The organism is Kitasatospora sp. YST-16, from assembly GCF_026802215.1.
GTDB lineage: Bacteria > Actinomycetota > Actinomycetes > Streptomycetales > Streptomycetaceae > Kitasatospora > Kitasatospora cineracea.
On record NZ_CP113837.1, the window covers coordinates 2,728,737 to 2,751,638 of the forward strand.

General features: G+C 74.1%; 25 protein-coding genes. 6 read left to right on the forward strand and 19 right to left on the reverse strand.

Features of this window, described 5'->3' with window-relative positions; all coding sequences use genetic code 11:
- Positions 1–53: 53 nt before the first annotated feature.
- Together shbA and OU787_RS12235 are read right to left on the reverse strand one after the other, a co-directional pair.
- Positions 54–776, reverse strand: a complete 723-nt coding sequence (gene shbA / locus OU787_RS12230) for an RNA polymerase sigma factor ShbA (protein WP_081966661.1) — start codon at positions 774–776, stop codon at positions 54–56.
- Between the two features lie 195 nt (positions 777–971).
- Positions 972–1,583 carry a response regulator transcription factor gene (locus tag OU787_RS12235; RefSeq protein ID WP_014136228.1) on the reverse strand — a complete coding sequence of 204 codons (612 nt, stop codon included), beginning with the start codon at positions 1,581–1,583 and terminating at the stop codon, positions 972–974.
- 533 nt (positions 1,584–2,116) lie between these two features.
- Here OU787_RS12235 and OU787_RS12240 point away from each other — a divergent pair.
- Entirely contained in the window at positions 2,117–2,443 is a 327-nt protein-coding gene (locus OU787_RS12240) for a WhiB family transcriptional regulator (RefSeq protein WP_030457376.1), read from the forward strand.
- An 85-nt stretch (positions 2,444–2,528) separates the two neighbouring features.
- Here OU787_RS12240 and OU787_RS12245 read toward each other — a convergent pair whose 3' ends face one another.
- The 3 genes from OU787_RS12245 to groES all read right to left on the reverse strand — a co-directional run bounded on the left by OU787_RS12245 (position 2,529) and on the right by groES (position 5,812).
- Positions 2,529–3,530 carry a LysR family transcriptional regulator gene (locus OU787_RS12245; protein ID WP_030457377.1) on the reverse strand — a complete coding sequence of 334 codons (1,002 nt, stop codon included), beginning with the start codon at positions 3,528–3,530 and terminating at the stop codon, positions 2,529–2,531.
- A gap of 227 nt (positions 3,531–3,757) precedes the next feature.
- On the reverse strand, positions 3,758–5,392 hold the full coding sequence (gene groL, locus OU787_RS12250) for a chaperonin GroEL (RefSeq protein ID WP_030457378.1): 1,635 nt from the start codon (positions 5,390–5,392) through the stop codon (positions 3,758–3,760).
- Positions 5,393–5,506: 114 nt separating this feature from the next.
- Positions 5,507–5,812, reverse strand: a complete 306-nt coding sequence (groES, locus tag OU787_RS12255) for a co-chaperone GroES (protein WP_014136232.1) — start codon at positions 5,810–5,812, stop codon at positions 5,507–5,509.
- A gap of 293 nt (positions 5,813–6,105) precedes the next feature.
- Here groES and OU787_RS12260 point away from each other — a divergent pair, with 293 nt between their 5' ends.
- The 3 genes from OU787_RS12260 (at position 6,106) to OU787_RS12270 (ending at position 8,045) form a co-directional block, all read left to right on the forward strand.
- On the forward strand, positions 6,106–6,444 hold the full coding sequence (locus tag OU787_RS12260) for a hypothetical protein (protein WP_268659351.1): 339 nt from the start codon (positions 6,106–6,108) through the stop codon (positions 6,442–6,444).
- A gap of 68 nt (positions 6,445–6,512) precedes the next feature.
- Complete coding sequence (locus OU787_RS12265; RefSeq protein WP_157852045.1) at positions 6,513–6,836, forward strand: hypothetical protein; 324 nt, start codon at positions 6,513–6,515, stop codon at positions 6,834–6,836.
- Positions 6,837–6,866: 30 nt separating this feature from the next.
- A complete protein-coding gene (locus OU787_RS12270) occupies positions 6,867–8,045 on the forward strand; it encodes a class I SAM-dependent methyltransferase (protein ID WP_268659352.1) in 1,179 nt (392 codons plus the stop codon).
- Here OU787_RS12270 and OU787_RS12275 read toward each other — a convergent pair.
- From OU787_RS12275 to tsaB, 5 genes are all read right to left on the reverse strand, one after another.
- Positions 8,021–8,905 (reverse strand): polysaccharide deacetylase family protein, encoded by an 885-nt coding sequence (locus OU787_RS12275; RefSeq protein WP_268661853.1) that lies wholly within the window; start codon positions 8,903–8,905, stop codon positions 8,021–8,023. The two genes, OU787_RS12270 and OU787_RS12275, sit on opposite strands and share 25 nt — an antisense overlap.
- Before the next feature lie 81 nt (positions 8,906–8,986).
- Positions 8,987–9,232 (reverse strand): hypothetical protein, encoded by a 246-nt coding sequence (locus tag OU787_RS12280; RefSeq protein WP_387850617.1) that lies wholly within the window; start codon positions 9,230–9,232, stop codon positions 8,987–8,989.
- A gap of 11 nt (positions 9,233–9,243) precedes the next feature.
- Positions 9,244–10,329, reverse strand: coding sequence for a tRNA (adenosine(37)-N6)-threonylcarbamoyltransferase complex transferase subunit TsaD (gene tsaD / locus OU787_RS12285; protein ID WP_268659353.1), 1,086 nt, complete (start codon positions 10,327–10,329; stop codon positions 9,244–9,246).
- Complete coding sequence (rimI, locus tag OU787_RS12290; RefSeq protein WP_268661854.1) at positions 10,322–10,801, reverse strand: ribosomal protein S18-alanine N-acetyltransferase; 480 nt, start codon at positions 10,799–10,801, stop codon at positions 10,322–10,324. The genes tsaD and rimI overlap by 8 nt, the downstream gene beginning before the upstream one ends.
- Before the next feature lie 54 nt (positions 10,802–10,855).
- Positions 10,856–11,503 (reverse strand): tRNA (adenosine(37)-N6)-threonylcarbamoyltransferase complex dimerization subunit type 1 TsaB, encoded by a 648-nt coding sequence (gene tsaB, locus OU787_RS12295; protein ID WP_030457386.1) that lies wholly within the window; start codon positions 11,501–11,503, stop codon positions 10,856–10,858.
- Positions 11,504–11,655: 152 nt separating this feature from the next.
- Between tsaB and OU787_RS12300 the strand changes: the two genes are divergently transcribed.
- Positions 11,656–12,225, forward strand: coding sequence for a L,D-transpeptidase (locus OU787_RS12300; RefSeq protein WP_268659354.1), 570 nt, complete (start codon positions 11,656–11,658; stop codon positions 12,223–12,225).
- 33 nt (positions 12,226–12,258) lie between these two features.
- On the opposite strand, the gene OU787_RS12305 is transcribed toward OU787_RS12300, so the two are convergent.
- The 7 genes from OU787_RS12305 to glmS form a co-directional block, all read right to left on the reverse strand.
- Positions 12,259–12,420 carry a hypothetical protein gene (locus OU787_RS12305; RefSeq protein ID WP_157852046.1) on the reverse strand — a complete coding sequence of 54 codons (162 nt, stop codon included), beginning with the start codon at positions 12,418–12,420 and terminating at the stop codon, positions 12,259–12,261.
- 102 nt (positions 12,421–12,522) lie between these two features.
- Positions 12,523–13,032 (reverse strand): tRNA (adenosine(37)-N6)-threonylcarbamoyltransferase complex ATPase subunit type 1 TsaE, encoded by a 510-nt coding sequence (tsaE, locus tag OU787_RS12310; protein WP_030457388.1) that lies wholly within the window; start codon positions 13,030–13,032, stop codon positions 12,523–12,525.
- 61 nt (positions 13,033–13,093) lie between these two features.
- Positions 13,094–14,245 (reverse strand): alpha/beta fold hydrolase, encoded by a 1,152-nt coding sequence (locus OU787_RS12315; RefSeq protein ID WP_035953449.1) that lies wholly within the window; start codon positions 14,243–14,245, stop codon positions 13,094–13,096.
- Positions 14,246–14,248: 3 nt separating this feature from the next.
- A complete protein-coding gene (gene alr / locus OU787_RS12320) occupies positions 14,249–15,433 on the reverse strand; it encodes an alanine racemase (protein ID WP_051816404.1) in 1,185 nt (394 codons plus the stop codon).
- 141 nt (positions 15,434–15,574) lie between these two features.
- Entirely contained in the window at positions 15,575–17,014 is a 1,440-nt protein-coding gene (locus OU787_RS12325) for a bifunctional ADP-dependent NAD(P)H-hydrate dehydratase/NAD(P)H-hydrate epimerase (RefSeq protein ID WP_030457391.1), read from the reverse strand.
- Positions 17,015–17,227: 213 nt separating this feature from the next.
- Positions 17,228–17,596, reverse strand: a complete 369-nt coding sequence (locus tag OU787_RS12330; protein ID WP_030457392.1) for a holo-ACP synthase — start codon at positions 17,594–17,596, stop codon at positions 17,228–17,230.
- A 62-nt stretch (positions 17,597–17,658) separates the two neighbouring features.
- Complete coding sequence (gene glmS, locus OU787_RS12335) at positions 17,659–19,515, reverse strand: glutamine--fructose-6-phosphate transaminase (isomerizing) (protein WP_030457393.1); 1,857 nt, start codon at positions 19,513–19,515, stop codon at positions 17,659–17,661.
- A 99-nt stretch (positions 19,516–19,614) separates the two neighbouring features.
- Here glmS and coaA point away from each other — a divergent pair, with 99 nt between their 5' ends.
- Entirely contained in the window at positions 19,615–20,607 is a 993-nt protein-coding gene (gene coaA / locus OU787_RS12340; protein ID WP_030457394.1) for a type I pantothenate kinase, read from the forward strand.
- Between the two features lie 21 nt (positions 20,608–20,628).
- Here coaA and OU787_RS12345 read toward each other — a convergent pair whose 3' ends face one another.
- Positions 20,629–21,696, reverse strand: coding sequence for a glycoside hydrolase family 26 protein (locus tag OU787_RS12345; RefSeq protein ID WP_268659355.1), 1,068 nt, complete (start codon positions 21,694–21,696; stop codon positions 20,629–20,631).
- Positions 21,697–21,721: 25 nt separating this feature from the next.
- A complete protein-coding gene (locus OU787_RS12350; protein WP_268659356.1) occupies positions 21,722–22,684 on the reverse strand; it encodes a hypothetical protein in 963 nt (320 codons plus the stop codon).
- Positions 22,685–22,902: the final 218 nt, after the last annotated feature.

Here is a 22,902-nt window from a genome sequence, read left to right on the forward strand (position 1 = left end):
GACAACACCCGACGGCCCGCGCTTCTTCCGCGGGCCGGGCACCCGGGGCCGGGTCAGCCGCTCTCCTCCGCCAGCGCCCGCAGCCGGGACAGCGCCCGGTGCTGGGCGACCCGCACCGCGCCCGGGGACATCCCGAGCACCTCGCCGGTCTCCTCCGCCGACAGCCCGTCCGCCACCCGCAGCAGCACCAGCTCGCGCTGCCGGGCCGGCAGGTAGGACAGCAGCTCCTTGATCCACTCGGCGTCGCTGGACAGCAGCGCCCGCTCCTCCGGGCCGAGCGAGTCGTCCGGGGTCTCCGGCAGGTCGTCCGGCGGGATCACGGTCGAACCGGGCCCGCGCATCGCGGCCCGCTGCAGGTCGGCGATCTTGTGCGCGGCGATCCCGTACACGAAGGCCTCGAACGGGCGCCCGGTGTCCCGGTAGCGGGGCAGCGCGCAGAGCACCGCGACGCACACCTCCTGGGCCACGTCGTCCACGTGGTGCCGGGCCCCGCCGGGCAGCCGCACCAGCCGGCCGCGGCAGTACCGCAGCGCGAGCGGGAGCACGTAGCCGAGCAGCGCCTCGATCGCCGGGCCGTCCCCGCGGACCGCCGCCGCGACCAGTTCGGCCACCTCGGGCGACGTCCCCGCACCGAGGACGGGCGGGCGGACCGCCGCCCCCGACGGACCGTCGGATCCGGTCACCGGACCGCCCGGTGCCGACGACGGATCGGCAGCCGCACCCTCGGGGGCGGGCTGCACCGGGTCGGGCCCGGCGGCCTCCTCGTCGTCACGCATCGGTCCATGGTGCCTGGTCGGGCCGGAAAACGCGGCACCGCGTCCGGACTTGTGCATCGGAACGTTATCCGTCGCCGCGTGCACCGTGCCGCCTCCCCTGCCTGTCCGCTGGTCCCCGAGGTGCTCCACTACTCCATGGTGCAGCCTCGGGACCACAACGTCACACGTCCGAGCGAGCGCAGTTCGCGCGCCCGCTCAGCGGACCAGGCCCCAACGGAAGCCCAGCGCCACCGCGTGCGCGCGGTCCGAGGCGCCCAACTTCTTGAACAGCCGCCTGGCGTGCGTCTTCACGGTGTCCTCGGACAGGAACAGCTCGCGGCCGATCTCGGCGTTGGAGCGGCCGTGGCTCATCCCCTCCAGCACCTGGATCTCACGGGCCGTCAGGGTCGGTGCGGCGCCCATGTCCGGGCTGCGCAGCCGGCGCGGGGCGAGCCGCCAGGTCGGGTCGGCCAGCGCCTGGGTGACGGTGGCCCGCAGCTCGGCGCGCGAGGCGTCCTTGTGCAGGTAGCCGCGGGCCCCGGCGGCGACCGCGAGGGCCACCCCGTCCAGGTCCTCGGCGACGGTGAGCATGATGATCCGGGCGCCCGGGTCGGCCGACAGCAGCCGGCGGACCGTCTCCACCCCGCCGAGGCCGGGCATCCGGACGTCCATCAGAACGAGATCGGAACGGTCGGCCACCCAGCGGCGGAGGACCTCCTCACCGTTCGTCGCAGTGGTCACCCGGTCCACGCCGGGCACGGTCGCCACCGCACGGCGAAGCGCCTCCCGGGCGAGCGGGGAATCGTCGCAGACGAGTACGGATGTCATGACCGTCGTCCTCCGCAGCTGATCCGCGTCACGTTGAGCCTCCTGGCTGGTACGAACCTCTCCGACACGGCCCCGGACGGACCCGTCCCGATCGCCTCGCTGCGCGACCGTTCCCTGTCCTGCGCCCGCTGACCGCCTCCGTACATCCAACGACCGTCACTCGAATGAGTTACGGCCTCACGTCCATATCCACCACTGTACGTGGCCGACCCATCACAGAAGAGCCACCTCGCGGTGCACACGCCGCACTTTTGTGCAGCTCGCGCGCGGTGCCCGCGCCGCGCACGCCCTCCGCGGAGGGCCCGCGCCCGATCGGGCACCCGATCGGTGCAGCAATCGGGTTCAAACCTCTTGCCCCGTTTGTCCGTTTTTATAGCTTCTGTCAGGTCATTGACTGATTCGTCGGACTGTGGGTGACTTGTCCGTGTAGTTGGCGTAAGTCATATTTCCAGGTGTCCGTACCGGCCCCGTGCAGCCTCGCCGCAGCAGTCGCAGCCGAGCCGCCAGGTCCCGAGCCATGAAGGGAATGAGCCATGGCAGATTTCTCCCGCCTCCCCGGCCCCAACGCAGACCTCTGGGACTGGCAGCTCTCCGCCGCCTGCCGCGGCGTCGACAGCTCGCTGTTCTTCCACCCCGAGGGCGAGCGCGGCGCGGCCCGGACCTCCCGCGAGACGAGCGCCAAAGAGGTCTGCATGCGCTGCCCGGTCCGCACCCAGTGCGCGGCCCACGCCCTGGCCGTCCGCGAGCCCTACGGGGTCTGGGGCGGCATGACCGAGGACGAACGCGAGGAGCTGCTCGGCCGCTCCCGCAACCGCCTGGCCGAAGTCCCGCTGGCGATGCCGCAGACCATCCGCCGCTGAACCCCCGCCCCGCCGCGGCCGTCCCCGCCGCAGCGGCCCGCACCACGCGGACGCGTCGCCCGCCCGTCCCCGGCCGGCGCCGCGCTCAGCGGGCGGCGGCCGACGCCGCGAGCTGGTCCAGCATCAGCGCCACCGCCGGAACCTCCGCCAGGTCCGGCAGGGTCAGCGCCACCACCTCGCGCCGGGCCGGCTCGCCCGACGCCACCCGCACCGGCACCGCCGCCACCCCGGGGTGCCGCACCGACTCCAGCGCCAGCCCCGGCAGCACCGCCACCCCCAGGCCCGCGCCGACCAGGCCCACCACCGCCGGGTAGTCGTCGGTGGCGAACTCGATCGCCGGCGCGAAGCCCGCGTCCGTGCACAGCTCCACCAGGTGCCCCCGGCACTGCGGACAGCCCGCGATCCACTGCTCCCCCGCCAGCTCCGCCAGGTCCACCGGGTCGCCCTCGCCCCGGCCCGCCAGCGGGTGCCCGGCCGGCACCAGGCCCACCAGCGGATCGTCCAGCAGCGGGCGCACCACCAGTTCCGTCCAGTCGTTCGCGGCCGCCGTCGCCGCCGCCTCCAGCGCCGCCTCGGCCCGCGCCTCGCGCAGCGTCGCGTGCGGGGACGGCAGGCTCAGCCCGCCCTGCGAGTCCGGGTAGCGGAACGCCAGCGCGACCTCGCACTCGCCGCCCCGCAGCATCGCCAGCGCCTGGGTCGGCTCCGCCTCCACCAGCGAGACCCGCACCCCCGGGTGCGCCGCCCGCACCTGCGCCACCGACCGCGGCACCAGCGTCGAACTCGCCGTCGGGAACGAGACCAGCCGCACCCGCCCGGCCCGCAGCCCGGCGATCGCCGCGACCTCCTCCTCGGCCGCCGACAGCCCCGCGAGGATCCCGTCCGCGTGCCGCAGCAGCACCCGCCCGGCCTCGCTCAACTGCATCTCCCGCCCCGACCGCACCACCAGCGGGGTGTCCACCGCCTTCTCCAGCGCCTTCATCTGCTGGCTCACCGCGGGCTGCGTGCACCCCAGTTCGCGCGCCGCGGCGGAGAACGACCCGGTCCGGGCGACGGCGTGCAGGACGCGGAGGTGGCGGGCTTCGATCACGCCGTCAACTGTAAGGGGAGCCGGAAAACACCAGGGCCCGAGAGACTGCGAAAGCGGGGGCGCGGGGAACTGCGCGCCCGGCACCGCCCGCGGCCGACGACGTGCCTCCGGGGCCCTGCTCCACGCGAAGGGGCGCGAGGCCCCGGCGGCCCGAGCCCGGCACCACGGGGGTGCCCGGCCGGTCGCGCAGTTCCTCGCGCCCCTTCAGTGCCTGGCGGCTAGCCGTTTCAGTGGCTGTGGCCGTGGCCGCCGTGCGAGTGGCCGTGGCCCGCGGCCTCCTCCTCTTCCTTCTTCTCCACCACGAGGGTCTCGGTGGTGAGCAGCAGGGAGGCGATGGAGGCGGCGTTCTCCAGGGCGGAGCGGGTGACCTTGACCGGGTCGATGACGCCGGCCTTGACCAGGTCGCCGTACTCGCCGGTGGCGGCGTTGTAGCCCTGGCCGGCCTCCAGCTCGGCGACCTTGGAGGTGATGACGTAGCCCTCCAGGCCGGCGTTCTGGGCGATCCAGCGCAGCGGCTCGGCGAGCGCCTTGCGGACGACGGCGACACCGGTGGCCTCGTCGCCGGACAGGCCGAGGCCGTCCGCCAGGACCTTCGCGGCGTGGACGAGCGAGGCGCCGCCGCCGGCGACGATGCCCTCCTCGACCGCGGCGCGGGTCGCCGAGATGGCGTCCTCCAGGCGGTGCTTGCGCTCCTTGAGCTCGACCTCGGTGGCCGCGCCGACCTTGATCACGCAGACGCCGCCGGCCAGCTTGGCGAGGCGCTCCTGGAGCTTCTCGCGGTCCCAGTCGGAGTCGGTGTTGGCGATCTCGGCCTTGATCTGGGCGACCCGGCCCGCGACCTCGGCGGAGTCGCCGGCGCCGTCGACCACGATGGTCTCGTCCTTGGTGACGGTGATCCGGCGGGCGGTGCCGAGCACGTCCAGGCCGACCTGGTCGAGCTTGAGGCCGACCTCCTCGGAGACGACCTGGCCGCCGGTGAGGGTGGCGATGTCGCCGAGGATCGCCTTGCGGCGGTCGCCGAAGCCGGGGGCCTTGACCGCGACCGCGTTGAAGGTGCCGCGGATCTTGTTGACCACCAGGGTGGAGAGGGCCTCGCCGTCGACGTCCTCGGCGATGATCAGCAGCGGGCGGGAGCCGCCGGCCTGCAGGACCTTCTCCAGCAGCGGCAGGAGCTCCTGGATGGAGGAGATCTTGCCCTGGTTGATCAGGACGTACGGGTCCTCCAGGACGGCTTCCTGGCGCTCCGCGTCGGTGACGAAGTACGGCGACAGGTAGCCCTTGTCGAACTGCATGCCCTCGGTGAACTCGAGCTCGACGCCGAAGGTGTTGGACTCCTCGACGGTGATCACACCGTCCTTGCCGACCTTGTCGATCGCCTCGGCGATCAGCTCGCCGACCTGGGCGTCCTGGGCGGAGAGGGAGGCGACGGCGGCGATGTCGTCCTTGCCCTCGATCTCGCGGGCCACCGAGAGCAGGTGCTCGGAGACGGCGGCGACGGCCTTGTCGATGCCCTTCTTCAGGGCGGCCGGGCCGGCGCCGGCGGCGACGTTGCGCAGGCCCTCGTTGACCAGGGCCTGGGCCAGCACGGTGGCGGTGGTGGTGCCGTCGCCCGCGACGTCGTTGGTCTTGGTGGCGACCTCCTTGACCAGCTGCGCGCCGAGGTTCTCGTACGGGTCGTCGAGCTCGACCTCGCGGGCGATGGTCACACCGTCGTTGGTGATGGTGGGGGCGCCGAACTTCTTGTCGATGACGACGTTGCGGCCCTTGGGGCCGATGGTCACCTTGACGGTGTCGGCCAGCTTGTTGACACCGCGCTCCAGCGAGCGGCGGGCGTCCTCGTCGAACTGCAGGGTCTTCGCCATGGTCCCGTTTCCTCAGGGGTAGGTCTGCGTACGTGGAGCAACAACCGCGCCCCGGGCCCCTGTCGGTGCGACACGGATCCGGGGCGGGCTGGGACGTCTTACTGCGCGGACGTCTTACTTCTCGATGATCGCGAGGACGTCGCGGGCCGAGAGGACGAGGTACTCCTCGCCCTGGTACTTCACCTCGGTGCCGCCGTACTTCGAGTACAGGACGATGTCACCGACGGCGACGTCGAGCGGCAGACGCTGGCCGTCCTCGAAGCGGCCCGGGCCGACGGCCAGGACGACGCCCTCCTGGGGCTTCTCCTTGGCGGTGTCCGGGATCACCAGGCCGGAGGCGGTGGTGGTCTCGGCGTCGAGCGGCTGGACCACGATGCGGTCCTCGAGCGGCTTGATGGCAACCTTGCTGCTGGTGGTCACGTCCGAGCTCCCCTTCGGAGATTACGGGGTTGTCTAACAGGTAGGTGGCGACTTCTGCGCGCCCGCCGTCGCGGGGGTCGGACACGCTTCATCGCGTTAGCACTCTCCCTGGGGGGAGTGCCAGGAACGACCTTAGGACGCCGTTAGCACTCAGTCAACCAGAGTGCCAACGACGTCGTGTCGGATTCTCGCCCGCCACCCGCCGCACGCCCCCCGGGAACGGGTACCCGCGCCGGACGGAGCTGAGCCCGGGTACTCAGGTGGTGCACCAACGGCCCGGCCAGGATGGGCACATGACGACGATTCGACGCCCCGCCGGCCGGGACGCGCTGCACGCGACGTGGCTGCTGGCGCTGGAGGTGCTGGCGCTGACCCAGCTCCCCCAGCTGCTGACCATGCTGAGGTTCAGCTACGCGTACGTGGCCGATCCGTCGGTCTTCGGCCTGCCGGGGCAGCTGGTCGGGGGCTTCCTGCTGGTGGGCGGCCTGGGCCTGCTGGGCGCCGTACCGGTGCTGCTGGCGACCGGTGTGCTGGTGTCGCGCCGCCTGGGCCTGCGGCTCGCACCGGCGGCGCTGCTGGCGGGGCTGCCGCTGGGGGTCCTGCGGGCCTTCTCGCCGCTGGCGCCGCGCTGAGCACGGGCCCGCGCGGGTTGAGTAGCGGCACTCAGGCGGTGCGCCGATCCCCTTGCCACGCTGGGCGCATGACGACGATTCGACCGTCCGTGCGGCGGGACGCGTTCCACGCGGTGTGGCTGCTGGCCCTGGTGGTGCCGCTGCTGATGGCGGTCCCGTACCTGTTCGTGGTGGGCGTGTTCGGCCTGGCCGTGATGTCCGAGCCGGACGGGACCGGCGACGGGGCGGGCTCGGCGGTGGCGGTGTGCGGGCTGCTCCTGCTGCTGGCGGTGGCCGTGCCGGTGCTGGCGACGGCGCTGACCGCCCGGCGGGGGTACCGGATCGCGCCGCTCTCGCTGTGGACGGCGGGCCCGGTGCTGGCGGTGGCGCTGTCCTCGGTGGTCGGGCTCTGAGCACCGGCGCCGGGCGGGGACAATGGCCCGGTGGAGATCGAGTCGTTCCGGGCGCTGCTGACCGAGCAGGGGCAGGCGCTGCTGGCCGAGTTGCGGGGGTTCACGGCGGCCGGGGAGCTGGCGCTGGCGACCAGGCTGCGGCGGGAGTACCCGGCGGAGCTGGTGCGGGCGGCGTTCGAGCAGGCCCGGCTGCGGCAGCGGGCGGAGGCGAAGTTCGGGGCGGACGCCGCTTCGATGTACTTCACCCAGCACGGGGTGGAGCAGGCCACCCGGCGGTCGGTCGCCGAGTGGCGGGCGGGCCGGTTCGCGGCGCTGGGGGTGAAGCGGCTGGCCGACCTGTGCTGCGGGATCGGCGGGGACGCCGTCGCGCTGGCCCGGGCCGGGATCGCGGTGCTGGCGGTCGACCGGGACGGGCTGACCTGCGAGGTGGCCCGGGCGAACGCGGCGGCGCTGGGCGTGGCCGACCTGGTGGAGGTCCGGCAGGCGGACGTCGCGGAGGTCGACACGGCGGGCTTCGACGCGGTGTTCACCGACCCGGCGCGGCGCACCTCGCGCGGCCGGGTGTTCGACCCCGAGGCGTACTCGCCGCCGCTGTCCTGGGCGGTGGAGGCGGCCCGCGGCGCCCCGTTCGGCGCGCTGAAGGTGGCGCCGGGCATCCCGCACGAGCTGGTGCCGGAGGGCGCCGAGGCGGAGTGGGTCTCGGACCGGGGCGAGGTGAAGGAGGCGGTGCTGTGGTTCGGCACGGACGCCGCCGAGCCGTACCGGGCGACGCTGCTGCCGGGCCCGCACTCGCTGTCCGGCGGCGCGCTGCCGGCCCCGCCGGTGGGCCCGGTGGGGCGCTACCTGTACGAGCCGGACGGGGCGGTGATCCGGGGCCGGATGGTGGCGGAGGTGGTGGCGGCGGTGGGCGGGCGGCTGATCGACCCGATGATCGCCTACGTCACCTCGGACGAGCTGCGGCCGACCCCGTACGCGCAGGCGTACGAGCTGACCGACGTGCTGCCGTTCCAGGTGAAGCGGTTGAAGGCGCTGGTGAAGGAGCGCCGGATCGGCACCCTGGTGGTCAAGAAGCGCGGGGCGTCGGTCGTCCCGGAGGAGTTGCGGCGGCAGGTGAAGCCGGCCGGGCCGAACGCGGTGACGGTGATCGTGGCCCGCACCGCGGCCGGCCCGGTGATGATGCTGGGTCAGCCGGTCGGCTTGGCGATGTAGTCGTCGAGGCGGGCGACCGCGAAGCCCTGTTCCTGGATCCGGGAGAGCAGTTCGCCGAACATCTGGGTCATGGTCTCGCCCTTGAGCTCGGACGGGCCGCGGAAGTGGGCGAGGATGATGTCGCCGTTCTTCAGCTTCTTGTCGGCGGCCTGGTACTGCATGTCGTGGATCTGCATCGACTCCCGCCACAGCACGACGGCGCGCGGCCCGCACTCCTGGACGGCGGTGTTCAGGGTCGGGGTGTTGGCGCCGTCGCCGTAGGGCGGGCGGAACAGGTACGGGGCGGTGCCGTACTGCTCGGTGAGGGCCGCCTGGTCGTCGCAGACCTGCGACTTCTGCTGGGCGGCGGTGAGCTTGCTCATCACCGGGTGGCTGACGGTGTGGTTCTGGATGCTGTTGCCGAGCGCCTGCAGCGGCTTGAAGTAGCCGTAGTCGCCCTTCACGATGTCCTTGGTCAGGAACATCGTGATCGGGACCTTGAGTTCGGTGAGCATCTCGACGAACTTCGGGTCCTTCTCGGCCCCGTCGTCGATGGTGATGAACACGACCTTGTCGGAGGTCGGGACTTCGCTGAACACCGGCACCTGGCCGGACTTGGTCAGCTTGATCGGGCGGTCGGCGGGCGGCGCGGGCGCCTTGGGCATCGGCTTGAGGCCCCACTTGGCCCAGGCGGCCTCGGGCACCGCGTCCTGGGCCGGGGAGGCGGACCCGCCGGCGGACGGCGAGCCGGCCGCGGAGGACGCCGCGGCGGGCTTGGCCGGGGCGGCGGACGACCCGGCCGGGGCCGGGTCGCTCCCGCAGCCGCTCGCCGCCAGCAGCACGGCCAGCGCGCCCGCCCCGTACCCGATCCGCTCCCGCATGCCCACCGGTGCCCCCGTCGCCTCTGCTGCTTCTACACGCGTGTCGATGTTCAGGACGCAGGGTACCGGTTCGGCGGTTGCCTACCCGGCATCCGTGCGGGTGAAGGTCCAGCGGTGCACCGGGCGGGCCAGCAGCCCGGCGGGCGGCTCGGGCACCGGCTGCGGCTCGCCCGTCCACAGCGCGATCAGCAGCACCCGCTCGCCCGGCGCGGTGAACAGCTCGACCCGCTCCAGGCCGGCCGCGCCGCGCACCGCGGGCAGCGCGGACTCCCGGGCCCAGGCGTGCAGTTCGGCGCCCCGGCCGTCCGCCGCCCGGGCCTCCCACATGGCCGCCAGGGTCACTTCAGGGCCTCGTGCGCGTGCGCGTGGAAGCTGCCGTGCTCGCCCGGGACGTGGGTCTCGGTGACCGGCAGCGAGGAGTCCGCCGACAGGTCGAAGGAGGACGGGGTGCGGTTCCGCCAGACCATCTCGGCGCCGAGCGCGGCCACCATCGCGCCGTTGTCGGTGCACAGGCCGGGCCGCGGCACCCGCAGCACGATGCCCGCCTTGTCGCAGCGCTGTTGGGCCATCTCGCGCAGCCGCGAGTTGGCGGCCACGCCGCCGCCGATCATCAGGTGGTCGACGTCGTTGTCCTTGCAGGCCCGGACGGCCTTGCGGGTCAGCACGTCGGTGACCGCCTCCTGGAAGGACGCGGCGACGTCCGCCACCGGCACCGGCTCGCCGGCCCGCCGCCTGGCCTCCACCCAGCGCGCCACGGCGGTCTTCAGGCCGGAGAACGAGAAGTCGTACGCCGGGTCCCCGGCGTTGTTCAGCCCGCGCGGGAAGGCGATCGCCTTCCCGTCGCCCTCCTTGGCCATCCGGTCCACCACCGGCCCGCCCGGGAAGCCCAGCCCGAGCACCCGCGCCACCTTGTCGAACGCCTCGCCCGCCGCGTCGTCGATGGTCGCGCCCAGCGGCCGCACGTCGGCGGTGATGTCGCCGCTGAGCAGCAGCGAGGAGTGCCCGCCGGAGACCAGCAGCGCCATCGTCGGCTCGGGCAGCCGGCCGTGCTCCAGCTGGTCCACGCAGATGTGCGAGGCCAGGTGGTTGACGCCGTACAGCGGCTTGTCCAGCGCCCACGCGTACGCCTTGGCGGCGCTGACGCCGACCAGCAGCGCGCCCGCCAGGCCGGGGCCCGCGGTGACGGCGATGCCGTCCAGGTCGCTCGCCTTCACCCCGGCGGTGTCCAGCGCCCGGCGGATGGTCGGGACCATCGCCTCCAGGTGCGCCCGGCTGGCGATCTCCGGGACGACGCCGCCGTAGCGGGCGTGGTCGTTGACGCTGGAGGCGACCGCGTCGGCCAGCAGGGTGGTGCCGCGGACGATGCCGACGCCGGTCTCGTCGCAGGAGGTCTCGATGCCGAGGACGAGGGGTTCGTCAGCCATTGTGATGATCCTTCAGATCGCTTGCGTCGCTTGCCAGGTGGTCCAGACGCATCACCAGTGCGTCCACGTTGGCGGGCTGGTAGTAGCCCCGCCGGATCCCGACCGGCTCGAACCCGAACCGCTCGTACAACCGCTGCGCCCGGAGGTTGTCCACCCGCACCTCCAGCAGCAGCTCGGCGCAGCCGCGCCGGACCGACTCCCCGACCAGTTCGGTCAGCAGCAGCGTCCCGAGCCCCGCCCCCTGCCGGTCGGCGTCCACCGCGATGGTCTGCACGTCGCTGTCCGGCCCGACCGCCATCAGCCCGGCGTACCCGACGACCGCCCCGCCCCGGTCGACGGCCACCACGTAGTGCCGGCTCCCGCCGGGGAACGCCTCCGCCAGCTCCGACCAGTACATGCCCCGCGACCACGCGTCCTCGGGGAACAGCCGGTGCTCCAGCACCATGACGGCCTCGATGTCCCACCACCGCATGGGCCGCAGCGCGTACTCAGCCACGCCGGCCGCCCGCCCGTCCGGGAGCGCCGGTCACGCCGGAAGCACCGCCTTGTAGCCCGCCGGGACCTGCGCGTCCGGCCGCCGCAGGTACAGCGGCGCGTTCGGCAGCAGCTCCCGGCCGGCGGCCAGCTCGCGGACCGCGAAGTCGGCCAGCGCGCCCGCCGAGACGTGCTCGGGGCCGCTCGCCGCGGGCAGTCCGTACAGCAGGGCGCCGGCGCCGACCGTCCGCTCGCCGGGGTCGGTCTCGGCCGGGCGGTCCACCGCGGGGCCGCCGGTCCGGGTGCCGTCCGCGGCGTAGGAGGCCCAGTAGACCTCCTTGCGCCGGGCGTCGGTGGCCACCGTGAACGCCCCCGTCAGGCCCTCGGTGCGGGCCTGGTGGGCGATCGCGTCGAGGGTGCAGACGCCGTGCACGGGCAGGCCGAGCGCGTCGCCGAGGGCGGCGGCGGTGACCAGGCCGACCCGCAGGCCGGTGTACGGGCCGGGGCCGACGCCGACCGCGAGGCCGGTCAGGTCGCGCTTGTCCGCTCCGGCGGCGCGCAGCACGGCCGCGATGGTGGGCAGCAGCAGTTCGCCGTGCCGGCGGGCGTCGACCTCGTAGGACTCGGCGAGCACCCGCTCTCCGTCGTGGACGGCGGCGGTGACGGCGGGGGTGGCGGTGTCGAAGGCGAGGAGGAGCACGGGTCCAAGGTTAGAGGGTCCGGCGCGGGGCCCGTGCGACCCGGTCCGGCCGGAACACACGACCGACAGGAGGCCGGAACGGCGGACCGCACCTGGCACGATGGGCTTCGCTGAGGTCGATACGGTGCGGCGCGGAGCGTTGAGGAGCTGACGTGGCGAAGCTGGGTCCTGGTGCGGTGGTCGGCGGGCTGACCCTGGGCGCCCTGGCGGTGATCGGGCTGCTGGCCTTCCAGGCGAACGGCGCGGCCTCGCGCGCGGTCGCGGCGGTGCCGTCCGCGTCGAGCGCGGCCCCGTCGGCCTCCGCCCCGGAGAGCGCCCGGCCGAGCGTGCCGCCGCTGCCCGCCGAGTCCGGCACCGGCCTGCGGGTGGTGTACGCGCTGCAGGAGCACCAGGTGTGGCTGGTCGACCCGAAGAAGCCGAACCCGGTGGTGGCCGCGTTCAAGGTGGTGCCGGGCAACACCCTGCCGGCCGCGGGCACCTACACCGTCACCAGCCGGACCGCGGCGGGCACCGGCACGGACGGGCGGCAGATCGAGCACGTGGTGCGGTTCGCCCAGCAGTCCGGCACGGTGTTCGGGTTCAGCGCCCTGGTGGACGAGAAGGCGCCGGCCCCGGCGCTGGACCCGAAGACGAAGACCGGCGGCATCCGGGCGTCCCGGGCGGACGGCCAGGCGCTGTGGGACTTCGCGCCGAACGGCACCCGGGTGGTGGTGATCGCCTGACCCGGGCCTTTCGCCCCGGAGACGGCACCGCGCTCAGGCCGCCTTGCGCTCCGGCGGGGTGGAGACGGCCTCGGCGGCCCGGCCGGCCGCCAGCAGGGCGCGCATCGGCACCGGTGCGGCGGCGGCCCGCTCCGGCTCGGCGGCCGGCCGGGCCGCGGGACGGTCCTCGGTGGTCCTGGGGGGTGTGCTCGCCATCGGGCGCCTCCCTAGTTAGGCATACCTAACCTGCTGGCGCCATCCCATCACGGCCCCGCCGTGCGCCGCAACCGTTTCCCGACACGCTGTCGGAAACCCGGGTCAGTTCTCACTCAAACCGGTGAGGTCCGCGGCGTCCCAGCGCCCGCCCAGCCCGGTGACGGTGACCCGCCGCCCGTCCGACTCGCCCAGCTCGTCCGCCGTCTCGCCGCCCAGGGTGCGCTCGATCCGGATCTCCAGCCGGTTCTCGGACAACTCCTCGACCTTGCCCTCGCCCCACTCCACGACGACCACCGACTCGGGCAGCGACACGTCCAGGTCGAGGTCCTCCATCTCGTCCAGGCCGCCGGCCAGCCGGTACGCGTCGACGTGCACCAGCGCGGGGCCGCCGGTCAGCGAGGGGTGCACCCGGGCGATCACGAAGGTCGGCGAGGTGACCGCGCCGCGCACCCCCAGGCCCTCGCCCAGGCCGCGGGTCAGCGTGGTCTTGCCGGCGCCCAGCTCCCCCGAGAGCAGCACCAGGTCGCCGGGGCGCAGCAGGGCGGCCAGGCGCCGGCCGAGGCCGGTCATCCGCTCCGCGGTGTCGACGGTCAGAGTGGTCTGCGAGCCCATGGCGTCCTTCTTCGTTCGTTGCGGCCACCCCTAAGGTGCCACACCGGACGGAGCGTTCCGCTCAGTCCTCGGGCTGCTCGGCCGCCAACTCCCGCACCGCGTCCGGCAGCGGGCCGGTCCCGGCCCGGTCGGCGGCGCGCTCCAGCAGCGCGGCGAGCTCCCGGTCGACGGTGCCGGGGCGTTCCAGCATCACCAGGTGCCCGGCGTCCGGCACCAGCACCAGCCGGGCGCCGGGCAGCGCGGCGGCGATCGCCTCGGAGTACTCGGGCGGGGTGAGCAGGTCCTTGGTGCCGGCCAGGACGAGGACCGGCAGGCCGTCCATGGCGGCCAGCGCGGCCCGCTTGTCGTGCGCGGAGAAGGTCGGGTAGAACTCGGCGACCACGTCGATCGGGGTGGCGTCCAGCAGTTGCTCGGCGAACCGGGCCACCGCCGGGTCGACGTCCTTGCTGCCGAACGAGAACCGCCGGTAGAACACCGCGGCCAGGTCGGCGCCCCAGCGCCGGGTGGCCTCGACCAGTTCGACCTGGCGGCCCAGCAGCCGTATCACCCCGGGCACGACCCGCTTGACCACCTTGGCGCCGACCGCGGGCAGGCCCAGCGGCACCGCGTCCCAGTCGCCCGCCAGGGTGCCGATCAGCGCGACGCCGGCCACCCGGCCGCCGGGGCCGAACAGTTCGGGGCGCCGGTCGGCCAGCGCCATCACGGTCATGCCGCCCATCGAGTGCCCGACCAGCACGATCGGCCCCTCGGGGACGACCGCGTCCAGCACCGCCTCCAGGTCCGCGCCGAGCTGGTCGATCGAGGCGGGCTCGCCGCCCGCGTACGAGCGGGAGCGCTCGGAGCGGCCGTGGCTGCGCTGGTCCCAGAACACGGTGCGCAGCGCGCCGCGCAGCGCGGCCCGCTGGAAGTGCCAGCCGTCCTGGTTGAGGCAGTAGCCGTGGCAGAACACGACGGTCGGCCCGCCGGCCGCCGGGGCCTCGTCGACCTCGACGTACAGGCCGGTGCCGTCGGCGGCGGGCACCGTGGTGGCGGTGCCGCGCAGCGAGCCGAAGGCGGCGGCCGCGTCGAGCTCCTCGCGGGCCCGCTTGCGCATCGCCCGGCCGACCGTCAGCCGCTCTATCGCCACCCCGGCCGCGGCGCCGGCCGCCAGCACGCCCAGCGAGATGCCGATCAGCCCGGCCCTGGACACCCCGCCGGTGGACTCCTCAGCCATCGGTCACCCCCGCAGTCCGCCGACGTAGCGTCGGGGGACCCGGCCCCCGATCCGGGTGATGATCTCGTACGCGATGGTGCCGCAGGCCCGCGCCCAGTCCTCGGCGGTGGGCTCGCCCCGCTCGCCGGAGCCGAACAGCAGCACCTCGTCGCCGGTCTCCGGGGTGTCCCCGCCGAGGTCGACGACGAACTGGTCCATCGCCACCCGGCCCGCCACCCGGTACCAGGTCGAGCCGATCTGCACCGGCCCGGTGTTGCTGGCGTGCCGCGGCACGCCGTCCGCGTAGCCGAGCGGGACCAGGCCGAGCGTGGTCGGGCCGGCCGTCGTGTAGTGGTGCCCGTACGAGATGCCGTGGCCGCCGGGCGCCCGCTTGACCAGTGCCAGCCGGGCCGCCAGCGACATCACCGGGCGCAGCCCGAAGTCGGCCGGGGAGCCGACGTCGGGGACGGGCGACAGGCCGTACATGGCCAGGCCGGGCCGGACCAGGTCGTAGTGCGACTGCGGCAGCAGCAGCGTCGCCGGGGAGTTCGCCAGGTGCCGCACCTCGGGGTCGACGCCGGCCCGCTCGGCGAACGCCAGGGCCTGCGCGAACGAGTCCAACTGGGCCTGGATCGAGGGGTGTCCGGGCTCGTCGGCGGCCGCGAAGTGCGACCAGACGCCGACCACCCGCAGCAGGCCGTCGGCCTGCGCCTTGACGGCGTTCTCCACCAGGTCGGGCCAGTCGTGCGGCTGGCAGCCGTTGCGGCCCAGGCCGGTGTCGGCCTTCAGGTGCACCCGGGCCGGGATGCCGGTCTCCCGGACGGCGGCCAGCAGTTCGTCCAGCGCCCACTGCCCGCTGACCGAGACGTCCACCGACTCGCGCAGCGCCCGCGCCCACGGCCCGCCCGGCGTCCACAGCCAGCACAGGATCCGGGCCTGCTCCGGGCCGATGCCCGCGGCCCGCAGGGCGAGCGCCTCCTGCGGCGTGGCCGTCCCGAGCCAGCCCGCGCCCGCCGCGACCGCCTCCCGGGCGCACCGCAGCGCGCCGTGGCCGTAGGCGTCCGCCTTGACCACCGCCATCAGCTCGGGCCCGTTGGTGCGCGCGCGCAGCGCGGCCAGGTTGTCGCGCAGCGCGGCCAGGTCGATGGTCGCCTCGGCCCGCGCGCCCTGGGTCAGTGCGGGCGTCCCGGTGGTGTTCGCAGTCGTCATCGCGTATCAGTCTCCCAGACAGCGGCCACTCCCCCCAGCAGGGGCACGGCCCGCCGGGGCGCGTCACCCGCCCGCCCCGGCCCGTCGGCCGTCCCGGGTGCTTCCACGCGGTGGCCCGCGTTCCGGTTCCGGCGGCGGCCCTCAGCCGGTGAGCGAGCCCCAGGCGTGGTGCAGGGCCGCGGCGAGGTCGAGGGCGGTGATCGGGGCGCCGGGGCCCGCGGCGTGGCGCCCGGCCAGGCCGTGCAGGTAGGCGGCGGCGGAGGCGGCGTCCAGCGGGGCGAGTCCGGTGGCGAGCAGCGAGCCGGCCAGGCCGGAGAGGACGTCGCCGCTGCCGGCGGTGCCGAGCCAGCCGGTGCCGGTGGAGTTGACCCGGGCCCGGCCGTCCGGGTCGGCGACGACCGTGGTGGAGCCCTTGAGCAGCACGGTCGCGCCGTAGCGGGCGGCGAGCAGCCGGGCCGCCCACAGCCGCCGCGCGGCGACCGCCCCGGCGTCGGCGTCCTCGCCGACGCCCGCGAGCAGCCGGGCGGCCTCCCCGGCGTGCGGGGTGAGCAGGACGGGCGCGTCGCGGCCGGCCAGCGCGGCCGGGCCGAGGCGGGCGAGTTCGGTGAGCGCGTCGGCGTCGGCCAGGACGGGCGCGCCGGTGTCGAGCGCCTCGCGCAGGGTGCGTTCGGCGTCCTCGCCGCCGCCCGGGCCGACCACCCACGCCTGGACGCGTCCGGCCCGGGCCGGGCCGTCCTCGGTGACCAGCGTCTCGGGGTGCCGGCGGACCACCTCGGCGGCCGCGTGCCCGGTGTAGCGCACCGCCCCGGCCCCGCCGTGCAGCGCCCCGGCGACGGCCAGCACGGCCGCGCCGGGGTAGCGGGCGGACCCGGCGGCGACGCCGACCACCCCGCGCCGGTACTTGTCGCTCTCCGCGCCGGGGACGGGCAGCAGCGCGGCCGCGTCGGCGTGCTGGAGGGCCCGGACGGGGGCGGGCGGCAGGTCGAGGCCGAGGTCGACCAGGTGGACGACGCCCGCGTACTGCGCGCCGGGGTCGATCAGCAGGCCGGGCTTGTGGGTGCCGAAGCAGACCGTGACGTCGGCGCGCAGCGCGGGCCCGGCGACCTCGCCGGTGTCGGGGTCCACCCCGGAGGGGACGTCCACGGCGACCAGGCGGCCGCGGCGCGCCATGGCGGCGAACGGGGCGGCGGCGGGGCGCAGCGGGCCGCGGCCGCCGATCCCGACGATGCCGTCCAGCACCAGGTCGGCCCGGCCGAAGGCGTCCGGGTCCGTAGTGGTCCGGCCGCCCGCGGCGAGCAGCGCGGCCAGCCCTTCGGCGTGCGCCTTCGCCGGGTCGAGCAGCAGCGCCTCGGCGCGGGCCCCGCGCCGGGCCAGCCGGGCGGCGGCGAACAGGGCGTCTCCCCCGTTGTCGCCGGACCCGGCCAGCACCAGCACCCGGCTCCCGTACACCCGCGGCAGCAGCCCCGCGCAGACGGCGGCCAGCCCGGCGGCGGCCCGCTGCATCAGCGCCCCCTCCGGCAGCCGGGCCATCAGCGCGGCCTCGGCGGCCCGGACCTGCTCGACGGTGTGGGCGTGGCGCATGCGGGTTCTCCATTCTCGACGAGAGGCGGAATCTGGGGCTCACGAGAGCGCGTGTTCAGGGGCTCGGGGAACGGCGAGCCCGAGTCTGCCGGCGGTGCACTGCCGTTGCGCGCGTCTGCTTCCGGTTCTGTTGCCACCCGCAGCAGCACGGGCACTCCGATGGGCTCCGACCGCCGGCAGCATCGACCCGCCGTTTCCACCGGAGCCCCCTGACTACCCTTCCGCGATGACGACGGCCGAGGCGACGCCCGCGTCGTGGCTGAGCGAGACGTGCCAGGAGGTGACGCCGAGCGCGGCGGCGCGGGCCTCGACGGTGCCGGTGATGTGCAGCAGGGGGCGGCCGGAGTCCTCGACCCGGACTTCGGCGTCCTCCCAGCGCAGGCCGGGCGGGGCGCCGAGGGCCTTGGCGACGGCCTCCTTGGCGGCGAACCGGGCGGCCAGCGAGGCGGTGCCGCGGCGCAGGCCGGAGGGGAGGGTGAGTTCGGCGGGGGTGAAGAGGCGTTCGGCGAGCCCGGGGGTGCGTTCCAGGGACTCCCCGAACCGTCCGATGTCCGCCACGTCGATGCCGACCCCGATGATCACGTCCCGCTCCTTCGTCCCTGCCTGGAGGTGGACGTCCACCTCCAGGCAGGGACGATACGCGGCTACTCGACCGTGACGGACTTGGCCAGGTTGCGCGGCTGGTCGACCTCGTGGCCCTTGGCGGTGGCCAGCTCGCAGGCGAAGACCTGGAGCGGGACGGTGGAGACCAGGGGCTGGAGCAGGGTCGGGGTGACCGGGATGCGGATCAGGTGGTCGGCGTAGGGGACGACGGCCTCGTCGCCCTCCTCGGCGATCACGATGGTGCGGGCGCCGCGGGCCCGGATCTCCTGGATGTTGGAGACGATCTTGTCGTGCAGGATCGAGCGGCCGCGCGGCGAGGGCACCACGACGACGACCGGCAGGCCCTCCTCGATCAGGGCGATCGGGCCGTGCTTGAGCTCGCCGGCGGCGAAGCCCTCGGCGTGCATGTAGGCGAGCTCCTTGAGCTTGAGCGCGCCTTCGAGGGCCACGGGGTAGCCGACGTGCCGGCCGAGGAAGAGCACCGAGCGGGCGTCGGCCAGCGAGCGGGCGAGGGCGCGGACCGGCTCCATGGTGCCGAGGACCTGCTCGACCTGCCGGGGGGCGTCGCCGAGTTCGCGGATCACGGAGGAGATCTCGTCGCCCCACTTGGTGCCGCGGACCTGGCCGAGGTAGAGGGCGACCAGGTAGCAGGCGACCAGCTGGGTGAGGAACGCCTTGGTGGAGGCGACCGCGACCTCGGGGCCGGCGTGGGTGTAGAGGACGGCGTCGGACTCGCGCGGGATGGTCGAGCCGTTGGTGTTGCAGATCGCCAGCACCTTGGCGCCCTGCTCGCGGGCGTGCCGCAGCGCCATCAGGGTGTCCATGGTCTCGCCGGACTGCGAGATGGCGATCACCAGGGTGCGGTCGTCCATGATCGGGTCGCGGTAGCGGAACTCGCTGGCGACCTCGACCTCGCAGGGGACGCGGGTCCAGTGCTCGATCGCGTACTTGGCGATCATGCCGGCGTGGAACGCGGTGCCGCAGGCGACGATCACCACCTTGTCGACCTCGCGCAGCACCTGGTCGGGGATGCGCAGCTCGTCGAGGGTGAGCCGGCCGTCGGTGCCGATCCGGCCGAGGAGGGTGTCGGCGACGGCCTTCGGCTGCTCGGCGATCTCCTTGAGCATGAAGTAGTCGTAGCCGCCCTTCTCGGCGGCCGAGGCGTCCCAGTCGACGTGGTACTCGCGGACCTCGGCGGGGGTGCCGTCGAAGTTGGTCACCGTGACGCCCTCGGGGCGCAGTTCGACGACCTGGTCCTGGCCGAGCTCGATGGCCTCGCGGGTGTGCGCGATGAACGCGGCGACGTCCGAGGCGAGGAAGTTCTCGCCGTCGCCGACGCCCACCACCAGCGGCGAGTTGCGGCGGGCGCCGACCACCGTGCCGGGGGCGTCGGCGTGCACCGCGACGAGGGTGAAGGCGCCGTCGAGCTGGCGGCAGACGGCGCGCATGGCCTCGGCCAGGTCGCCGTCGTAGGCCTCGGCGAGCAGGTGGGCGACGACCTCGGTGTCGGTCTCGGAGCGGAGGGTGTGGCCCCGGTCGGTGAGGTCGGCGCGCAGCCGCGCGAAGTTCTCGATGATGCCGTTGTGGACGACCGCGACCTTGCGGTGGTCGTCGAGGTGGGGGTGGGCGTTGGCGTCGGTGGGGCCGCCGTGGGTGGCCCACCGGGTGTGTCCGATGCCCGTGGTGCCGGCCGGGAGAGGGGTTTCGGCCAGCGACTTCTCGAGGTTGACGAGCTTTCCGGCCCGTTTGTCGGTGGACAGGAGCCACTGCCCGTCGGCTCCTGCGGTCTGCACCGCGACGCCGGCCGAGTCGTAGCCCCGGTACTCCAGCCTCCGCAGACCTGCGATCACTACGTCGAGGGCCGCCTGAGGCCCGGTATATCCAACAATTCCGCACATGTGCGCCAGCATAAGTGCGCTTGTTCGGGCCCCGGGGGGTCGGGTGACCACACCGGGTGACCGACACCACAACACCCGTCGCCCCGGAGACGGCCCACAATGGACACCGTGCTGACCGAACTCTGTACGAAGGGTGCGCCGTCCGCGCCCACTCCCTCCCCGTACGTGGATCTGGACCGCGCCGAGTGGAGTGCGCTGCGCGAGCGCACCCCGCTGCCGCTGACCGCCGAGGAGGTCGAGCGCCTGCGCGGGCTCGGCACCGCGATGGACCTCGACGAGGTCCGCGACGTCTACCTCCCGCTGTCCCGGCTGCTGAACCTGTACATCCACGCCACGCACGAACTGCGCGGCGCGGTGGGCACGTTCCTGGACACCCCGGACACCGAGCGGGTGCGCACCCCGTTCATCATCGGCGTGGCCGGCTCGGTCGCGGTCGGCAAGTCCACCACCGCCCGGCTGCTGCAGGCGCTGCTGGCCCGCTGGCCCGAGCACCCCCGGGTCGAGCTGGTGACCACCGACGGCTTCCTGCTGCCCAACGCGGAGCTGCGCCGGCGCGGCCTGATGGCCCGCAAGGGCTTCCCCGAGTCGTACGACCGGCGGGCGCTGATGCGCTTCGTCGCGGACGTGAAGGCCGGCAAGGAGCGGGTGACCGCGCCGGTGTACTCGCACCTGGTGTACGACATCGTCCCGGACGAGCAACTGGTGGTGGAGCGCCCGGACATCCTGATCGTCGAGGGCCTGAACGTGCTGCAGCCGGCCCTGCCCGGCACCGACGGGCGGACCAGGATGGCGGTCGCCGACTACTTCGACTTCTCGATCTACGTCGACGCCCGCACCGACGACATCGAGGCCTGGTACCTGGACCGGTTCCGCAAGCTGCGGCAGACCGCGTTCCAGGACCCGAACTCCTACTTCCGGCGGTTCACCGAGGTGCCGGAGGAGGAGGCGATGGACTACGGCCGACAGGTCTGGCGGACCATCAACAAGCCGAACCTGCTGGAGAACGTGCTGCCCACCCGCGGCCGGGCCACCCTGGTGCTGCAGAAGGGGCAGGACCACAAGGTCCGCCGGGCGCTGCTGCGCAAGCTCTGAGCGGCACCGGGGCGGCCCGCCTCAGGACGGGGGCTTCCCCGTCACGGGCCAGGTGCGCAGTTTCAGCGTGGCCAGGCCGTCCGCGAACGCCTCGCGGGCGGCCGGGTCGGCGGCGAACCGGTAGTCGTAGCGGCCGCCCTGCTCGACGCTGTGCTCGAACCAGACGAAGCCCGGCACCTTCGGGTGGTCGGCGATCCACTGGAACAGGTCGGTGATCCAGCCGGGCTTGCCCGGGTCGGGCATCGCGCCGGTCTCCGAGACGAACACCGGCTTGTCGGCGATCTCCCGCAGCCGGATGTAGGTCGGGTCGAGGACTTCGGAGGCCGTGCTCTCGCCGAAGCCGTAGCCGTCCATCCCCAGCCAGTCGACGTACGCGTCGCCCGGGTAGAGACTCTGCAGGTCCGCGGAGGTGCCGCGCAGCACGTTCGGGCTCCACAGCCAGATGACGTTGTCCGCGTGCTCCTGGGCGAAGATGTCGTGCACGTGCCGCCAGGCCGCCGCGTAGTCGCCCGGCCGGTTGCCGTTCGCCTTCGCCGCCCACGGGTACCAGTCGCCGTTCATCTCGTGCGCGAACCGCAGCACCACCGGCCACTGCTGGTCGCGCACTCCCCGGGCGAAGCGGGTGATGTAGGCGTCGAACTCGCCGGAGGCGATCCGGCGGGTCGAGTACCACGGCTGGTCGGCCTCGTACGGGGCGTCCCCGGGCTCCCAGGTGAGCATCGGCACCGCGCCCTGCCGGTAGATCTCCCGCACCGTCGCCGGGTCGAACTCCTTGCGCCAGTCCAGGAAGTACTGCAGCATCGTCGGCCGCTTGCCGGCCGCCGCCGCGACCGCGTCGGTCTCGGACGCCAACGGCGTCTGGTAGGTGCTCACCCCGAAGTACACCCCGGCGGAACGGAGCAGCTCGTCCTTGGTGGGCCGGGTGGGGGACGGCGGCGGGGCGGTGGCCGTCGGGGACGGGGACTGGTCCGCGTCCTCGCCGAACATCGCACCGGCCGGGCCGGTGCCGTCGGACTGCGCCGAGCACGACACCCCGGCGGCGAGCAGCACCAGCGCTGCCGCACCGCGGCACCACGATCGGCGGTTCATCCGTTCCGTCCCCCTCGTTCGACTGTCAGGCCCCCTTGGCCAGCAACTGGTCGAAGTAGCCGTCGAGTTCCTTGCCGGAGCTCTGGGCCACCGGGTCCTGGTCGCCCGCGCCGCCGCTGATCGGGCCCGCGATGGTGAACACCAGGTAGCGGCCCTCGACCCGGCCGGTCGACGCGCAGGCCACGTTGCGGCAGAACTCGGTGACGTTGTCCTTGCCGAACAGCGGCTGGATCTGCCCCTTCAAGCCGTTGCCCGCCTTGGCCGCGTCGGCCTCGCTCTTGAAGGTCGCGACGCCCACCGTCACCGCCGTGTTGCCGGTGTAGTAGGTGCCGCGCATCAGCTGGTCGCAGTTCGCGTTGCTGAGGACGTCGCCGAGGCCGTTGCCGGTTGCCTTCCAGCACGGGGTGTCGGTGACGGTGGTCTTGCGGACGTAGTTGTGCCCGCCGATGTTGAGCGACTGGTCGGCGAAGAGCGCGTCGATGGTGATCGCCGGCGGCAGGGTCTTGCCCGGCGACGAACTGGCCGAGGGCTTGGCGGAACCGGAGGCCGACGGCTTGGCGGAACCGGAGGCCGGGGCGGAGGGGGTGGCCGAGCCCGAGGCGATCGGGTCCGGCTGGTCGCTGCCCTGGCTCAGCAGCGCGATGGCGACCCCGCCCGCGGCGAGCACCGCCACGCCGATGCCGATGCTCAGGGTGACCATCAGCCGCTTGCGGCGCGCCTGCGCCTCGCGCTCGTCGGCGAGTTGCTGCCAGTCCGGCCCGGACGGCTGCTGCAGCGGAGGCGGCCCCGGGTAGGAGTACTGTGGCTGCTGCCACTGCTGGGGCTGGGGCTGCTGCGGGAACGGCGGCGGGCCCTGGACCGGCGGGCCCTGCATCGGCGGGCCCTGGACCGGCGGCTGTCCGGGCACCGGCTGAGCGCCGTTGTAAGGCTGCTGCGGCTGGCCGCCAGGAGTGTTCGGACTCTGCGGTACACCCATCCCATCGCTCATGTGCGTGAATGCTAGGGCATGTGCGCCCATTCGGTGATGCCGCCTCCATAGCAAACCGAAATGTCCGCTTTCCGCCCCGTCGGCGCCTCGCACCGTAATGCAAACGTCACTACCCGGCCCCGGCCCGGCGAACGCCGTCGGCTAAGCTCTAGCGGCCGCCGGTTCACGCCGATCTCCGCGCAGGCAGGCTGAAATCGAGTCCGAAGCACGGCCACGGG

Bases quoted from the DNA above. Each gene is read 5' to 3' on its own strand.
- groL (WP_030457378.1), bottom strand. From the start codon at position 5,392: ATGGCGAAGACCCTGCAGTTCGACGAGGACGCCCGCCGCTCGCTGGAG.
- OU787_RS12280 (WP_387850617.1), bottom strand. From the start codon at position 9,232: ATGTGGGAGGCCCGGGCGGCGGACGGCCGGGGCGCCGAACTGCACGCC.
- tsaD (WP_268659353.1), bottom strand. From the start codon at position 10,329: ATGGCTGACGAACCCCTCGTCCTCGGCATCGAGACCTCCTGCGACGAG.
- shbA (WP_081966661.1), bottom strand. From the start codon at position 776: ATGCGTGACGACGAGGAGGCCGCCGGGCCCGACCCGGTGCAGCCCGCC.
- glmS (WP_030457393.1), bottom strand. From the start codon at position 19,515: ATGTGCGGAATTGTTGGATATACCGGGCCTCAGGCGGCCCTCGACGTA.
- OU787_RS12275 (WP_268661853.1), bottom strand. From the start codon at position 8,905: ATGCGGGAGCGGATCGGGTACGGGGCGGGCGCGCTGGCCGTGCTGCTG.
- coaA (WP_030457394.1), top strand. From the start codon at position 19,615: ATGGACACCGTGCTGACCGAACTCTGTACGAAGGGTGCGCCGTCCGCG.
- OU787_RS12350 (WP_268659356.1), bottom strand. From the start codon at position 22,684: ATGAGCGATGGGATGGGTGTACCGCAGAGTCCGAACACTCCTGGCGGC.
- OU787_RS12305 (WP_157852046.1), bottom strand. From the start codon at position 12,420: ATGGCGAGCACACCCCCCAGGACCACCGAGGACCGTCCCGCGGCCCGG.
- OU787_RS12325 (WP_030457391.1), bottom strand. From the start codon at position 17,014: ATGCGCCACGCCCACACCGTCGAGCAGGTCCGGGCCGCCGAGGCCGCG.
- OU787_RS12240 (WP_030457376.1), top strand. From the start codon at position 2,117: ATGGCAGATTTCTCCCGCCTCCCCGGCCCCAACGCAGACCTCTGGGAC.
- OU787_RS12345 (WP_268659355.1), bottom strand. From the start codon at position 21,696: ATGAACCGCCGATCGTGGTGCCGCGGTGCGGCAGCGCTGGTGCTGCTC.
- OU787_RS12315 (WP_035953449.1), bottom strand. From the start codon at position 14,245: ATGGCTGAGGAGTCCACCGGCGGGGTGTCCAGGGCCGGGCTGATCGGC.
- OU787_RS12265 (WP_157852045.1), top strand. From the start codon at position 6,513: ATGACGACGATTCGACCGTCCGTGCGGCGGGACGCGTTCCACGCGGTG.
- tsaE (WP_030457388.1), bottom strand. From the start codon at position 13,032: ATGGGCTCGCAGACCACTCTGACCGTCGACACCGCGGAGCGGATGACC.
- alr (WP_051816404.1), bottom strand. From the start codon at position 15,433: ATGACGACTGCGAACACCACCGGGACGCCCGCACTGACCCAGGGCGCG.
- rimI (WP_268661854.1), bottom strand. From the start codon at position 10,801: ATGCGGTGGTGGGACATCGAGGCCGTCATGGTGCTGGAGCACCGGCTG.
- OU787_RS12260 (WP_268659351.1), top strand. From the start codon at position 6,106: ATGACGACGATTCGACGCCCCGCCGGCCGGGACGCGCTGCACGCGACG.
- OU787_RS12235 (WP_014136228.1), bottom strand. From the start codon at position 1,583: ATGACATCCGTACTCGTCTGCGACGATTCCCCGCTCGCCCGGGAGGCG.